Origin of the sequence: Brenneria rubrifaciens (assembly GCF_005484945.1) — a bacterium.
GTDB classification, from domain to species: Bacteria; Pseudomonadota; Gammaproteobacteria; order Enterobacterales; family Enterobacteriaceae; genus Brenneria; species Brenneria rubrifaciens.
In genome coordinates this window covers 953137-969302 of record NZ_CP034035.1, presented here as the reverse complement: position 1 = coordinate 969302, position 16166 = coordinate 953137, and the positions used below count along the sequence as shown (strand labels likewise).

11 protein-coding genes are annotated in these 16166 nt (G+C 53.5%); 5 read left to right on the top strand and 6 right to left on the bottom strand.

Annotated features, from left to right (window positions below):
* Positions 1–113: 113 nt before the first annotated feature.
* The 3 genes from EH207_RS04545 to EH207_RS04535 all read left to right on the top strand — a co-directional run bounded on the left by EH207_RS04545 (position 114) and on the right by EH207_RS04535 (position 2958).
* Entirely contained in the window at positions 114–695 is a 582-nt protein-coding gene (locus EH207_RS04545; RefSeq protein WP_137715263.1) for an acyl carrier protein phosphodiesterase, read from the top strand.
* A 199-nt stretch (positions 696–894) separates the two neighbouring features.
* Complete coding sequence (locus EH207_RS04540; protein WP_137712915.1) at positions 895–1497, top strand: peroxiredoxin C; 603 nt, start codon at positions 895–897, stop codon at positions 1495–1497.
* Positions 1498–1686: 189 nt separating this feature from the next.
* Positions 1687–2958 (top strand): mechanosensitive ion channel family protein, encoded by a 1272-nt coding sequence (locus EH207_RS04535; RefSeq protein WP_137712914.1) that lies wholly within the window; start codon positions 1687–1689, stop codon positions 2956–2958.
* Positions 2959–3042: 84 nt separating this feature from the next.
* On the opposite strand, the gene proY is transcribed toward EH207_RS04535, so the two are convergent.
* The 6 genes from proY to phoB form a co-directional block, all read right to left on the bottom strand.
* Positions 3043–4404, bottom strand: a complete 1362-nt coding sequence (proY, locus tag EH207_RS04530; RefSeq protein ID WP_137712913.1) for a proline-specific permease ProY — start codon at positions 4402–4404, stop codon at positions 3043–3045.
* A gap of 71 nt (positions 4405–4475) precedes the next feature.
* Positions 4476–5795 (bottom strand): branched-chain amino acid transport system II carrier protein, encoded by a 1320-nt coding sequence (brnQ, locus tag EH207_RS04525; RefSeq protein ID WP_137712912.1) that lies wholly within the window; start codon positions 5793–5795, stop codon positions 4476–4478.
* Between the two features lie 517 nt (positions 5796–6312).
* Positions 6313–7419, bottom strand: coding sequence for a cobalamin-independent methionine synthase II family protein (locus EH207_RS04520; RefSeq protein WP_137712911.1), 1107 nt, complete (start codon positions 7417–7419; stop codon positions 6313–6315).
* Between the two features lie 215 nt (positions 7420–7634).
* Entirely contained in the window at positions 7635–8522 is an 888-nt protein-coding gene (locus EH207_RS04515) for a PstS family phosphate ABC transporter substrate-binding protein (RefSeq protein ID WP_377805044.1), read from the bottom strand.
* 282 nt (positions 8523–8804) lie between these two features.
* Positions 8805–10127, bottom strand: coding sequence for a phosphate regulon sensor histidine kinase PhoR (gene phoR, locus EH207_RS04510; RefSeq protein ID WP_137712909.1), 1323 nt, complete (start codon positions 10125–10127; stop codon positions 8805–8807).
* 27 nt (positions 10128–10154) lie between these two features.
* Positions 10155–10844, bottom strand: coding sequence for a phosphate response regulator transcription factor PhoB (gene phoB / locus EH207_RS04505; RefSeq protein ID WP_137712908.1), 690 nt, complete (start codon positions 10842–10844; stop codon positions 10155–10157).
* 320 nt (positions 10845–11164) lie between these two features.
* On the opposite strand from phoB, the gene sbcD reads away from it, so the two are divergent.
* Both sbcD and EH207_RS04495 read left to right on the top strand, forming a co-directional pair.
* Positions 11165–12391, top strand: coding sequence for an exonuclease subunit SbcD (gene sbcD, locus EH207_RS04500; protein WP_137712907.1), 1227 nt, complete (start codon positions 11165–11167; stop codon positions 12389–12391).
* Positions 12388–16071 carry an AAA family ATPase gene (locus EH207_RS04495; protein ID WP_137712906.1) on the top strand — a complete coding sequence of 1228 codons (3684 nt, stop codon included), beginning with the start codon at positions 12388–12390 and terminating at the stop codon, positions 16069–16071. The genes sbcD and EH207_RS04495 overlap by 4 nt, the downstream gene beginning before the upstream one ends.
* Positions 16072–16166 lie beyond the last annotated feature (95 nt).

The following is a 16166-nucleotide window of genomic DNA, read 5'->3' as shown; positions in this document are numbered from 1 at the left end:
GACAATTCACTTAGCTGTTTCATACAACAAAAATGGGCGGCCTAGTCTAGAGCCGCAAACGTCCGGCTGCAAGAAATAAGCACCAGAGCAGCGTAATGCATTATACTGTCGCGATGAATTTTCTTGCTCACCTCCATTTGGCCACGCTGTCTGACAGTTCACTGTTAGGCAATCTGATGGCCGATTTCGTTCGCGGCAATCCTCAGGATAGTTATGCCGACGATATCGTCGCGGGGATTCGCTTACATCGACGGATTGACGTTCTGACCGATAGCCTGCCGGAAGTGAAACAGGCTCGTCAGTATTTCAGCGGTGATTACCGCCGGGTCGCGCCGATTACGCTTGATGTGCTGTGGGATCACTTTTTGGCAAAACACTGGGCACTGCTGGAGCATGGCGTTTCTCTGCCTTTGTTCATCGACCAGGTACAAGCGCAAATTATGCCCCATCTGGCGCAAACCCCCCTTCGTTTTCAGAATCTGAATCGACACCTTTGGCCTGAACGATGGATGGAACGCTACGCGGAATTGCCGTTTATCGCCGACGTGCTGCACCAAATGTCGGTAAGACGCCCCCGTCTGGCGGCCCTATCCGGCTCATTTAACGATATAGAGCGGCACTATCGCCAGTTTGAAATTTTATTCTGGGAATTTTATCCACGCATGATGCAATTGGCAAAAACACAGCGGCTATAAGCTTTACGCATAGGTTATTGCTATTTGCCCTTTCAAAGGAAAGGGGTATTTTAGGGTGTCGAAATGGAATAGGAATTATTTAAAAGACAAAAACTATCTCATTGCCTGGCGCTTCAGCCGTACTCAGCCAAACAGTATTTGTATGCTGTCTCCGTTTTTAACATTCATTCATCATTAACAACCAATCACAGGAGTAATTATGGTCCTGGTAACTCGTCAAGCCCCTGACTTCACCGCGGCCGCCGTTTTAGGCAGTGGTGAAATCGTTGAAAATTTCAACCTAAAAAAACACATCAGCGGTAAACCGGCGGTGATCTTCTTCTGGCCGATGGATTTCACTTTCGTTTGTCCGTCGGAACTGATTGCCTTCGATCACCGTTATGAGGAATTTCAAAAGCGCGGCGTTGAGGTTGTCGGTGTTTCTTTCGACTCTGAATTCGTTCATAACGCATGGCGTAAAACCCCCGTGGACAAAGGCGGCATTGGCGAAGTGAAATACGCCATGGTTGCCGATGTTAAGCGAGAAATTCAGAAAGCCTACGGTATCGAACACCCGGAAGCGGGGGTTGCGCTGCGTGGTTCTTTCCTGGTTGATAAAGCGGGAATCGTACGCCACCAGGTCGTTAACGATCTGCCGCTGGGCCGTAACATTGATGAAATGCTGCGTACCGTTGATGCGCTGCAATTCCACGAAGAACACGGCGAAGTGTGCCCCGCACAGTGGGAAAAAGGGAAATCCGGTATCGGCGCGTCGCCAGACGGCGTAGCAAAATACCTGTCTGAACACGCAGATAGATTGTAATTCCCCCCGCGTACTGATTCAGAGAACATCAGCAAGAGCCGGTTGGTTAACGCCGATCGGTTCTTTTTTTCCTTGTCATAAAACAAACCGTTCCGAAGCAAAAGGTTGACTGAACGTGACAATTCTTTAGCCTGATGGCGACGCGCCCTTAATCCGGGAGCGGTTCACTGGAATAACAAAGGAGAACACATGCAACAAAACCTTGCGCTGTGGCTGGAAACCCAGGGAATACAGCACGCAGGCATGTTTGCGCTACTGATTGTTCTGGGGCTGATATTGCTGATTTCAGCCCTCATTCACCTGATTCTTCATCAGGTGGTGTTAAAAAGAATGGTATTGCGCTCATTAAACAAAACCGACAACGTCGGCACACCCGGTTGGAAGCAGGCTTTAACGCAACATAATCTGTTTAATCGCCTGGCCTTTCTGCTACAGGGCATTATTCTCAATATTCAGGTGGTGCTGTGGCTGCCGTCACAGAGTGAAACCCGTGAAGCGCTGGTGATCTGCTCGCAGGTCTGGATCATGATTTTAGCGTTGCTGGTGTTATTCTCGCTCCTTGATATCCTGCTGACCGTTTCATCCCGTTCCAAAGTCGCCACCCAACTGCCTCTGCGGGGAATATTTCAGAGTCTGAAGCTGATCGCAACCATCGTGATTGGCATCATGGTGGTGTCATTGCTGATAGGAAAATCGCCGTTAATTCTGATCAGCGGTCTGGGAGCGATGACCGCGGTCCTGATGCTGGTTTTCAAAGACCCGATTATGGGATTGGTAGCCGGTATCCAGCTCTCAGCCAACAACATGCTGTTGCTGGGCGATTGGCTTGAGATGCCGAAATACGGTGCGGATGGCGCGGTAATCGACATCGGATTAACAACGGTTAAAGTCAAAAACTGGGACAATACCATCACCACCATCCCCACCTACGCCCTGATATCGGACTCTTTCAAAAACTGGCGGGCCATGTCGGAATCAGGGGGACGGCGCATCAAGCGCAGCGTCAATATTGATACTACCAGCGTCCATTTTATGACCGAGCAAGAGCAAGGACGACTGCTGCGTAGCAAGCTCCTCTCTCCGTATATCGAGAACAAGACGAATGAATTAAGGCAGCATAATGCACTGTTGGATCTTGACCTCTCCTCTCCGCTCAACGGCCGCCGGCTGACCAATCTGGGGACCTTCCGCGCTTATCTTCAGGCGTATCTGCGGGCGCACGCGGGTATCCACCAGGGTATGACGCTGATGGTGCGTCAGTTGGCGCCCACGCCGGAAGGCTTACCGCTGGAAATTTACGCCTTTACCAATTCCACCGCCTGGGTGGAATACGAAAGTATACAGGCGGACATCTTCGACCATATCTTTGCCGTCATGCCGGAATTCGATTTGCGCGTTCATCAGACACCAACCGGATATGATATGCAGGCTTTGGCGCAGCAGGTGATTTCGGCCCGTTGAAAAAACGCCGGAGAAGAAGCATGCGGGGATAAGACGCTCATGCGCCCTTATCCCCGCACAGCCCGCCATCACTGGATTCTCACCTCACTGCCGCTGACATTTCTTCTTAATCATGTAGCCAATCAGCAGCAATACCATCCAGATGACACCGACATAAAGTGAAACGCGCGTGTCCGGGAAGTAACCAATCAGACCGATAATAAACAGCAGGAAAATGATGCCGAATACCGAGGTCGCCACCCCGCCGCGCAGCGGGAACGCCAGCGCGTCCACCTCCTCACGCTTCAGCCCGCGGCGAAAAGCAATCTGGGAGAACAGGATCATAATCCATACCCAGACGGTGGCGAACGTCGCCAGCGACGCAATCACCAGAAACACTTTGCCCGGCATGATGTAGTTAAGGTATACGGCCACCAACAGCGCCAGCATCATAATCACCACCGTCACCCAGGGGATGCCGTGCTTCGAGATACGGGTAAACATTTTCGGTGCGTGCCCTTGCTCAGCCATCCCGTGCAGCATACGCCCCACACCAAAAACGTCGCTATTGATCGCGGAAAGCGAAGCGGTGATAACAACGAAATTCAGGATACCGGCCGCGGTGGTAATGCCCATGTGCTGGAACGTGAGCACAAAAGGACTGCCGTTGATGCCAACCTGATCCCACGGATAAATCGACATAATGACAAACAGCGTACCGACATAAAAAACCAGAATACGCCACGGCACCGAGTTGATCGCGCGTGGAATGGATTTTTTCGGTTCCTGCGCCTCACCCGCCGTAATCCCGATAATTTCCACCCCGCCGTAAGCGAACATCACCAATTGCAAGGAGAGGATCATCCCCATCACCCCGTTGCTGAAGAAGCCGCCATTGGTCCAGAGATTATGAATACCGGTGGGCTCTCCGCCATTGCCAATCCCCCAGACGATGATGCCGATACCGGCCACGATCATGATGATAATGGTGGCGACCTTGAAGAAAGAGAGCCAGAACTCCAATTCCCCAAAGACTTTCACGTTCATCAGATTGATCGCGCCGATGATCAGCACTACGCTCAGCACCCACACCCAGTGGGGCACCGCCGGAAACCACACGCCCATATAAATGCCGAAGGCGGTCACATCCGCAATGGCGACAATCAGCATCTCAAAACAGTAGGTCCAGCCGGTAATATACCCCGCCAACGGGCCAAGATAGTCCTGCGCATAGCGCGAGAAAGAGCTCGACTGCGGGTTATTAACCGACATTTCTCCCAGCGCGCGCATGATAATATAAGCCACTACCCCGCCGATCAGGTAAGCCAGCAACACGCTGGGCCCCGCCATCTGGATAGCGCTGGCTGAGCCATAAAAAAGCCCGGTGCCAATCGCCGAGCCCAACGCGATAAAACGAATATGCCGCGTACTTAACCCACGCTTGAGCTTAGTGGATTGTTGTTCCATAGATAAGCAACCCTGTCTAAAAAAGAAAAACCACAGGCAATGGCCTGTGGTACACAATCAAAACGTCCCTGTTATTGATGTACCGTGACTTCCTGACGGCCTGAGAGACGGTCATAAGTCGCGATAACCAGCAACACCAGCATGGATGGCGGTAACCATGCCAACCCTTGTTCGCTAAGGGGCAAGTTCAGGCTCCATTCTGGCAACAGCGTTTTGAAGGAGGAGGATTTTATACCATCAATAATGCCGAATAACAGACTGACTAACATGACCGGCGCCACAATAAGCGAACTGTTACGCCACCAGCGCAGCGTAAAACTCAGCAAAACCAGAATGATACAAGGCGGATAGATCGCCGTCAGTACCGGAACCGACAATTGGATCAAATGGCTTAAGCCCAGATTGGAGACCACCATGGAAAATCCGCCCAGCATGAATACCAGTGTACGGTAAGAGAATGGCAGGTATTGCGAGAAAAACTCCGCGCAGGCGCAGGTCAGCCCCACCGCCGTCACCATACAGGCGACGAAGATCAACAGCGCCAGAAAGCTGCTGCCCATACTGCCGGAGGTGTGCTGAACATACGCATGCAAAATTTCCGCGCCATTTTGCGCGTCCGGCACCAGCGCACCGCTGGTTGAACCTAACTGGAACAGGCTGAGGTACACCAGCGCCAGGCCGAGCCCCGCAATCAGGCCGGCCCACACGGTATAGCGGGTAAGCAGCTTCGAGCTTTCAACACCGCGCGAACGCGCCGCATTGACAATGACAATGCCGAACACCATTGCCCCCAGGGTATCCATGGTGAGATAACCGTTCACAAAACCATGGGAAAAAGGCTGATACTGATACGCTTCGAACGCCGGAACAGACGATCCGGCAGGCCACAGCACTGCGGCAAGGCCCAGTACCGTCAGCCCGGCAATTTTCAGCGGCGCCAGCACATGCCCGACCGAGTCAAGCAGCCGCCCCGGATACAAAGAAATACCGATGACGATCGCAAAGTAAATCAGGCTATAGATCATCAGCGGCGAAGCGCCATTGCCGACCAGCGGCGCAATCCCGACTTCAAAGGAAACCGTTGCCGTACGCGGCGTAGCAAACAACGGTCCTACCGCCAGATAACAGACCGTGGCCAGCGCAATACCCGCTTTTTTACCGATAGGTGAACTTAGCGCATCAATACCGCCGCCGACACGCGCCAGCGCGATCACGGTCAGTACCGGTAGTCCCACAGCGGTGAGAAGAAAACCCGCGGCGGCGATCCAGACATGTTCGCCTGCCTGTAATCCCACGATCGGCGGGAAAATAATATTGCCCGCGCCGACAAACAGGGCAAAGGTCATAAAACCCAATGCCACGATATCTTTGGTCGTTAAACGATGACTCATAGTGATGTTGCGTTGCCTGTATCAATCGATAAAAAAGAGTAGCTGCGCTGCTGGCCGCATCTTTATCTGCCCATTGGAGCCGTTAGTCGCACGGTCAATCCGCAGGTTAGGCGTTATATTTATGCGCACAGCTAAATCGGGGGGCTAAGTAAAACGTTTATAGCGTAAAAAGACAATACCAAATCAAAAAACCAGAACTTTAAACTAAATAACAGATTATATCTGGTATATAAGGTTAATGATCTTGAATAACATAATACATGATTTGTGCATTTATCGGCGTTATAACGCCATAATCCTGTCACAAAATGATTAAAAGTGCGCAGTAAAGCCATAAATAATACTTATTTCACAGAAAACCGTATTCGCGACTCGATTGCGGCTGAGATGCCTGACAGTTTCATTAGGCGGGAAAAAGTATGCAGAATAGAACAAACCCCGGTGCCGGAGAGCCAGTACCAGGGTCGGCAGGTAGTACGCCCCGTCTGAAAACAGCGGGGTTAGCCGTTAGTGGCAATCACCATACGCGACTGGCAATATCTACCACCAGTTTCAGTTTATCCCACTGCTGCTGTTCCGTCAGCGTGTTCCCCTCTTCGGTCGATGCGAAGCCGCACTGCGGGCTGAGGCAAATCTGTTTGATATCCACAAACTTCGCTGCTTCGGCGATACGTGCCTGTACCGCTTCCACGCTTTCCAGCTCACCCGTTTTGCTGGTAATCAACCCCAGCACCACCTGCTGGTGGCCCGGCTTGATGAAACGCAGCGGTTCAAAACCACCCGCGCGCTCGGTGTCATATTCCAGGAAGAATGCATCCACTTTTACTTCACCAAACAGTATTTCGGCCACAGGCTCATAGCCTCCTTCCGAAATCCAGGTAGAGCGGAAATTCCCACGGCAGACATGCAGTCCCACCACCAGATCGTCGGGTCTATGCGCCAGCGCTTTATTCAACACCTCGGCATAAATGCGGGCCAATTGTTCAGGGTCTTCTCCCCGTTCGCGGATCTGGCGTTTCTGATCCTCAGAACACAGGTAAGCCCAGACCGTGTCGTCCAGTTGCAGATAGCGGCAACCCGCATCATAAAACGCATGAATCGCATCATGCCAGGTCTGCGCCAGATCCTCAAAATACTCGGCCAGATCGGGGTAAACATGACTATCAATGGCTTTGCGACCGCCGCGGAAATGCATCACGCTGGGGCTGGGGATGGTCACTTTGGCGACCGCGTCGCCTGCAATACGGTTCAGATAACGGAAATGATCCAGCATCGGGTGCCGTGGATTAAAGCTGACTTTATCAATCACGCGTATTGAGTGGGATTTGGTCTGGATACCGTTAAACTGAATTCCCTGCTCCGCTTGATAGCGTTCCACGCCATTCAACTCGGCGAAGAAATCAAAATGCCACCAGGCGCGGCGAAGCTCACCGTCAGTGACCACCTGAAGGCCGGCCTTACGCTGTAACTCAACCACCCGCAGGATCTCCCGATCTTCGACTTCACGCAGTTGTGAAGCATCAATCTCGCCAGACTGATACTGAATACGAGCCTGCTTCACCGCTTCCGGGCGCAGTAAACTGCCGACTACATCAGCACGGAATGGGGGACGTGTTATAGCCATATATCGCTCCTGGCAATCCATCCAAGCGCCACAAAGGGCGGCGGACAGAGAGTTTTATTATAAAATAGTGACATGATGATATCGTTACGCCGAAGACAAATCAGACTTCTAGACGTCTAAATGTAAAAACATCCTGTCATGCAAGGTGGAACATAGCAATGGAAGATTTTTCACATCACATGAAAAAAAATCATTTTTATGTTCATCAGCCTGTCTCAATGCGTGAAAGCGGACATTTGAGGTTTACTCAAACCAAGCTGAAGCCGGATCGATTGGCGCGTCTCTTCAGACAATGGTAAATAGCCATCCTGACTGACCAAAGATTGCCCCGTTTCCGATAACACATGATCCAGAAATGCCGCGGTCAGCGCCTCCAGCGGTTGCCCCGGCGCCTTATTGACATAAATATAAAGATAACGCGTGTAAGGATAGAGTCCGCTGCGGATGTTCGCGGTGGAAGGGAAAATATAATCCGTCCCCGTCGAGGCCAGCGGCACAATTCTCACTCCGCTGGTAAGAAAACCGATGCTGGCATACCCAATCGCGTCCGTCGAGGCCGCTATAGCCTGAACCACCGACGCCGAGCCGGGAAGTTCATTAACCTGAGGCAGAAAATCACCGCCGCACAGCGCCCGTTGCTTAAAAAATCCGTATGTCCCGGAGGCGGAGTTCCGCCCGTAACGCAGCAACGCTCGCGTTTGCCAACCGCCAGTTAATCCCAAATCACCCCAGTTGGCGATAGGCTTATGACCACCGCAGCGCTGAGTAATTGAGAAAATGGCATCAAGCTGCGACGAGTTCAGCCCCGGCAAGGGATTATCCTGATTGACCAGCAACACCAGCGCATCCATCGCCACCGGCACGGCCAGCGGCGGGTAGCCGTAGCGCTGGATAAATGCATCAATTTCACTGGCTTTCATGGTGCGGCTCATTGGCCCCAGTTGGGCGCTGCCGGAGGCCAGCAAGATCGGGGCGGAAGAGGACCCCGCCGCCTGAATCTGCAAGTTCACGCCGGGATAGTGCTGACTGAAGCCGGCGGCCCATAAAGACATCAGGTTAGCCAACGTATCCGAACCCGCGCTGGAAAGATTACCCGAAAGCATTTGGCGCGGCTGCGCTACACAGAAAAGGCTCACCAGCAATAAAAAAACGCAGAAAACGTTTTTTAACGTTGTGTGCAACGGCCTGTAAGGGCGGCGGACATGGATAGCCCGCCATAAAAAAATACCCGCGGCGGTGATAACGGATTTCATGGATTGATGCCGTTCACTTAATGTTTGAACACAATGACGAAATTCCCGCCGCGACGTCTTGCGCCGAAGCCCCCAAATATCCCATTTTTTTAACGATAGCCAAAAACGTCAAGGACGAATCTGGCTATTCAATCAGGCAGAAGGTTTCACGGTATTTTCAGCCAGAGAAGCCGGCACAATCAACCTGTTCGGCAGGGTAAATACAAACCGGGAACCTAAACCTACTTCACTTATGATTTCCAGCCGGGAATCATGGTGACTGAGCGCATGTTTCACAATTGCCAATCCCAGCCCGCTGCCGCCCGTCTGTCGTGAACGCGCCTTGTCGACGCGATAAAAGCGCTCGGTCAGCCGCGGCAGATGCTCAGGCGCGATACCCGGTCCATTATCGCTGACCTGAAACTGCGCCCCCTGCGGGATCTTCTGCCAACACACTTCGATGCGCGTGCCAGCCGGAGTATGGCTGACCGCGTTATAAACCAAATTCGAGACCGCACTACGCAACTGCTCTTCGTTACCGAAGACATGAAGGCTTTCGTTCACACGGAACACCATCTCATGGCGATTATGACTCAGGGCTTGCGCTTCACGCTGCAACACGCGCAGCATCAGCGGCACATCGACTTTCTCATTCAAATCTATCGCGGCGGCGGCCTCAATTCGCGAGAGCGTCAGAAGTTGTTTCACCAGCCCATCCATACGCCGCGTCTGCTCCTGCATGGTGTTCAGCGCTTTGTTGCGCAGCGCGTGCTCCAGCGTTTCGTCCTGCATCATCTCAAGATAGCCCTGCAACACCGTCAGCGGAGTGCGTAATTCATGGCTGACGTTGGCAAAAAAATTACGCCTCGCCCCTTCAAGCTGATGCATCTGCGTAATATCACGCGCCACCATCAGTAACTGCCCTTCTGAATAAGGCATTACGCGAAATTCAACATGATGGGAATTGTTCAGTTGCAGAGTCAGCGGTTTGCTGAAATCACGCCCTTTCAGATAGTGGGCAAATTCAGGGTATCGCAGCAGGTTGAGGATATTTTGGCCGTTATCTTCCGGCCAGCGGAAATTAAGCAGATGCTGCGCCAGATGGTTGCACCAAAAGATAGTCCCTTCTTCCGTGGTGATGACCACCGCATCCGGCAAAGACTCGGCTCCACTGCGAAAGCGCTTAATCAACAGCGCCAGCTCACGTCGGCGTCGGCGATTACGTAATTGCATCTGATAAAGGCCGTAAAACAACGGTTCCCAGCTACCGCGGCCGGGTGGCGGGGTCATACTGCGATCGACCCAAAGCCAGTAAGAAAGTTTGAGTTGATTGTAAAAACTCCAACATAGGGCAGCCAAAACAGCGGCCAGTAAAAACCAGGACAAATAGCCAAAAATCAGTCCCAGCAAAAAAGCGGGTAAGCAAAAAAAAGCCAGCTCCAATGCCAGCCTTTTCCACGATAGACGTTCTAGCACCTTAGTGTTTCTCCGGCACAACTACCTTTAATAACGTGTTGAAAAACGATACCCCGTTCCACGGACAGTCTGTACCATTTTTTCATGGCCGCTGGTTTCCAACGCTTTGCGCAACCGGCGGATGTGAACATCAACGGTACGATCTTCAACATATACGTTAGTGCCCCAAACGTGATTCAGCAACTGTTCCCGGCTATAGACCCGTTCCGGGTGCGTCATAAAGAAGTGCAGCAGCTTAAACTCCGTCGGCCCCATATCCAGCGCATGCTCTTCTGTAGTGACACGATGAGAGGAGGGATCGAGACTTAACCCGCGCATTTCAATCACATCTTCCACCGCCATCGGCGAAATTCGCCGCATCACGGCCTTGATGCGCGCCACCAGCTCTTTGGGCGAAAACGGTTTGGTAATGTAATCATCCGCACCGACTTCAAGCCCTCGAACCCGATCTTCCTCCTCGCCACGCGCGGTCAGCATCATGACGGGGATTTCGCGGGTAAGCGCTTCCCGCTTCATATGCTTAATGAATTGCAGACCGGAACCGCCGGGCAGCATCCAGTCCAGCAGTACCAGCTCTGGAAAAGGTTCCGAGAGCATTTTCACCGCGTTGTCATAATCTTCAGCTTCGACCGGCTGATAACCATTCTGCTCCAAAACGAAGCATACCATTTCACGAATAGGTGCTTCATCTTCTACGACCAATATGCGTCTTGCCATTGTTAATCCTGTCGTTAGTCATCGTCGCTGTTAGCATACGCCGAGCATTATGCGTCAGTTTTGTGACGTTTTTATGAAAAAAACGCCTGGCGCGTTTTTCAGCGTTGCGCAGCAACGACCCAAGGGCGAGCCCCAAGGATGGGGCGAGTAAAAAAACGCCTGGCGCGTTTTTCAGCGTTGCGCAGCAACGCCCCGCCATAACCGCCCACCCCACAGCAAGTTTACGAGCGGCTTTCCAAAAAAGGGTTTTCGTGACGACAGCCGTCGCCGTGGCTGTTTATAATCACTGGCATTGCAATGACAGCCATTCTGGGAGTTTCATGCGTATTATCCATACCGCCGACTGGCACCTGGGGCAGTATTTTTATACCAAAAGCCGCGCGGCCGAGCATCAGGCTTTCCTGCACTGGCTGATCGCGCTGGTCGGGCAGCATCAGGTGGATGCAGTGATAATAGCAGGAGATATCTTTGATAACGGCTCGCCGCCCAGCTACGCCCGGGAAATGTATTACCGTTTCGTTGTCGAACTACAACGAACAGGCTGCCAGCTCGTCGTGCTGGGCGGCAATCATGACTCCGTCGCCACCTTGAACGAATCACGGGATTTGCTGGCCTGCCTGAATACGCGGGTCATCGCCAGTACTGACGGCGATCCCGGCAAACAGGTGGTCGTGCTTGAAAACCGTCAACGTCAGCCAGGCGCTATCCTCTGCGCCATCCCGTTTTTACGGCCGCGAGATCTGATGACCAGCCAGGCGGGACAATCCGGTGAGGAAAAGCAGCAGACCTTGCTGAACGCCATCGCCGCACACTATGAACAGTGTTACCGACTGGCCTGTCAGAAGCGCGACGCGCTGGGATTATCCCTTCCCATCATCGCAACCGGGCATCTGACTACCGTTGGCGTCACCGCCTCCGACTCGGTGCGGGATATTTACATCGGCACATTAGACGCATTTCCGGCTCAGGCCTTTCCCCCCGCCGACTATATCGCCCTTGGCCACATTCATCGTCCGCAGCGGCTGACGCAAAGCGCCCATATTCGCTACAGCGGCTCCCCGATTCCTTTAAGTTTTGATGAGTTGGGCAGTGAGAAATCCGTTTATCTGGTGACATTCGCGCCAGAGACGCCGCCGGTCATCGACGCCTTTCCTGTGCCGATAACCCAGCCTATGCAACTCATTAAGGGCAGTCTGGCGGACATAGAACGCCAGCTCGCCGCCTTCAGCGATTATCAAGGGGAAAAACCGGTATGGCTGGATATTGAAATCACCACACAGGATTACCTGAGCGATATACAAAAACGCATTCAGGCGCTGACCGAGGATTTGCCCGTCGAGGTTTTGCTGCTGCGCCGCAACCGCGAGCAGCATCGGCAGGCCATCGCCCGACAGGAAAAAGAAACGTTGGATGAGCTAACCGTACACGACGTTTTTGAGCGTCGCCTGGCGATTGCCACCGATCTGGAGGAACCCCGCCAACAGCGGGTACGAGCGCTATTTGAACAAGTGGTTGATGAATTGGAACAGGGTGAACGCGCCGAATGAAAATACTCAGCCTGCGGTTAAAAAATCTTAATGCCCTGAAAGGTGAATGGAAAATCGACTTCACTCAGCCGCCGTTCTCCAGCAACGGTTTGTTTGCCATTACCGGTCCGACCGGCGCGGGAAAAACCACGCTGCTGGACGCCATTTGTCTGGCGCTTTATCACGAAACGCCTCGACTCGAAAGCATCTCCGCCGGCAATAATGAAATCATGACGCGCGGCACAGCGGAATGTCTGGCTGAAGTGGAGTTCGAGGTCAAAGGCATCGGCTACCGCGCTTTCTGGAGCCAGCGACGCGCCAGAAATGCGGCGGAGGGCAAGCTGCAACCCCCGAAAGCCGAACTGTCCCTGATGGAAAACGGCAAGATCCTGTGTGAAAAACTAACGGAAAAACTGACGCTGACCGCTGAGATCACCGGTCTGGATTTTGGCCGTTTCACCCGTTCCATGATGCTGTCGCAGGGGCAGTTCGCCGCCTTTCTCAATGCCCGTCCGAACGAACGGGCAGAACTGCTGGAAGAACTGACCGGGACAGACATTTACGGCCTGATTTCCGAGCGTGTTTATGATAAGCACAAACAGGCCAGAAGCGCGCTGGATGCGTTGCAAGCCAACGCCGCCGGCATTGAACTGCTGGATGATGAGCAGCGCCAGGAACTAGAGGACAAGCTTGCTTTGCTACGCCAACAGGAGCAAGCCGTTAACGCGGAACGTGAGCAAGCGCTGACTCATCAGCGCTGGTTTGAACAATTGGCACAACGCCAATCCTCTCTCGCCACGGCCAAAACGCAGCATGCCGCGGCTGAAACCACCATTTTTCAGGCCCAGTCGAAATTTGAAAGACTGGCGCAAAGCGAACCGGCGGAAAAACTCCGCCCGCGTCAGCAGGAGAGAAATCGCTACCAGCGGGAATCCGCTGAACTGTCGCAGCAGATTGCCCACCTGAAGGAACAGCATCAAGCCCAAACCACCACGCTTACCGCGCTACGTAGGCAGGAAGATCACGCCGTCCAGACATTGCGCCAACATACGGATAAGCGCCAGCAGCAGGAAACGCTGATCAACGAGCAAGTGATTCCGCTGGATCACCAGATCAACACGCTGCAACAGCAAGCGGAGAAGCAGGGGCAGGAATGGGAGCAGGCCGCAGCGCGCCAAAAAGCGACGCAGCTAACGCTGGCTCAGACCGCGCAGCAACGCCAGTCGACCCAACAGCAGATTGAGCAGCTCAAGCGCTACCAACAGCGACACGCCCATCATCAACACTGGGGAGAGAAACTCCCCCTGTGGGACACGCAATTTCAACGTCATAATCAGTTTCAGGATGAGATTGCCAGCCTGCTTCAGAAACAGTCCGCCTTTGCAGAACAGGAGGAACGGTTGGCGCTGAACGCCGCGGCGCTTACCACGCGGCAGGCAGCGCAGCAACAGGCGGTCGATCAGGCGCAACATCAGTTCACACAATATCAACAGGCGCTGGCATCTCAGGAAGCCGGGCGACCCATCACCGAACTGCATCGGCAGCTTGGCCAGTCCATTGCGCTCCGCCCAGCGCGTCAGCAACTGGCCACCGCGCTCGCGCTGTTTCAACAGTTGAATCTCCGCCAGCAACAGGGGGAGAATCAGCAAGAACATCTGCGGGAGCGCATCCAGCAGCAGGAGATCGAGCAGAAACAGCAAAAAACTGTGTGGGAACAGCTTCACGCACATCTGGACGATCTGGAAAAAAACTATCAGATGGAATTACACATCGTTCAACTGGAAGCCGAGCGGGAGCGCTTGCAGCCAGGTGAAGCCTGTCCGCTGTGCGGCTCAACCCATCATCCTGCCATTGCGCGTTATCAGGCGCTGCAACCGTCAGAAACCGAGCGGCGTCTGCTTCAACTGCGCCAGGAAGTCAGTCAGTTGGAAAACGAGCTGGCGCGTAGCGACGCGCACCTCGCCTCATTAAATCAGCAGCTTCAACAGCAGTTGGATGACGCATCCCGGCTTGATGATGAACATCAGACGCTGCTGCAACAGTGGCAAAATGTCAGTGAGCGCTTGCAAATGGCGTTTATTCCCGAGCAATCTGCTGAAGTGACTGACTGGCTGGCGCAAAGCGAAGCGCAGGAACAACGGATTCAACAACAGATCCTGGCTCGGGAACAGGCACAAAAGCAGTGGCAGGAAAGTAAGGATTCACTGACCGAAGCGAATACCGCGTTGCAAAACACCCGGCAGGCGATCGCCCTGAATCATCAGCAACAGCACACGCTGAAAAATGCGCAGGTCGAGCTACAACAGTCGCTCCAGCAGCAACAGGCACAGCAAACTCAACATCGGCAGTCGCTGGAAAACACGCTAAAGGCGTTCGCCCTGTCTCTGCCGGATAGGGAGGAACAGTCAACCTGGCTGACGCAGCGAGCGGAAGAATGGCGATGCTGGAGAAACAGCGAACAGGGGTTACAGCAACATACCAATCAACTGACGGCGCTGGAGGCGGAATACTCGCATCTGACGCAGTCGCTTGAGGAAACGACGCAACAGTTGCAGACATTAACGCAGCAACAGGCGCTGCAACACAACGAACTGAAGGCCCGCCGGCAACAGCGCCGGGAGCTTTTTGGCCACCAGAAGACGGCGGAAGTCAGCACCCACCTTCGCCAACTCAGCCAGCAATTCGAACAGGCCTGTCAGCAAGTACAGCAGCAGCGCCAACAGACGGAATCAGCTCTCAGCCGTATGGCCGGCGAACTGGGCGGCGTCCAGCAGCGGCAAACCCGCGTTGCCGAGTTGACCCAACAGGCCGAACGGGACTTTGCTCATGCCCTTCAGCAAAGTCGCTTCCCCGATGAGGCGGCCTTCAACAATGCACTACTTGATGAACAAGAACGCCATGAATTACAAGCGTTGAAAGAAACACTGTCTCAGGCGTTACAACAGGCGATTGCCCTGTATCGCCAGGCGGAACAGCAACTGCTCGCCCACCAACGGCAGCGGCCTGACACCCTCGAAGAAGACGCCACCCCGCACACCCTTGAACAAGCGTTATCCGGGCATCACGAGAAACTGAAAATAAATCATCAGCAGCAGGGCGAAATCAGCCAACGGCTTAATGACGATCGTCGACATCGCCAAAACCGACAGGCGTTGTTAGCCGAAATCGCGCAAAGCCAGCAGCACTATGACGACTGGAGCTGTCTCAACGACCTGATTGGCTCCCAGAAAGGGGATAAATTTCGGCGCTTTGCACAAGGTCTGACGCTGGATCATCTGGTGTATCTGGCCAATCAGCAGCTTTCCCGGCTGCACGGGCGTTATCTGCTACAGCGCAAAACCAGCGAAGAACTGGAGCTTCAGGTGGTGGATACCTGGCAGGCCGATTCGATCAGGGATACCCGCACGCTGTCCGGCGGCGAAAGCTTTTTGGTCAGCCTGGCGCTGGCGCTGGCGCTTTCCGATCTGGTGAGCAATAAAACCCGTATCGATTCGCTCTTTCTGGACGAGGGCTTCGGCACATTGGATGCAGAAACTCTCGATACCGCGCTGGATGCGCTAGATAACCTCAATGCATCCGGTAAGACGATTGGCGTCATCAGCCACGTAGAGGCGATGAAAGAGCGAATTCCGGTGCAAATCAAAGTAGAAAAAGTCAACGGTTTAGGCGTCAGCCGTCTGGCCCCTGAATTTGCCGTCTAGTTCACTCGCCGCGGCACTGCGAGACGCATGCGCGTATACCGCTGGCGCCGCCTCTGCCCCTTTACATTTCAGCGCCGTACGCCTGCTCTGAATAA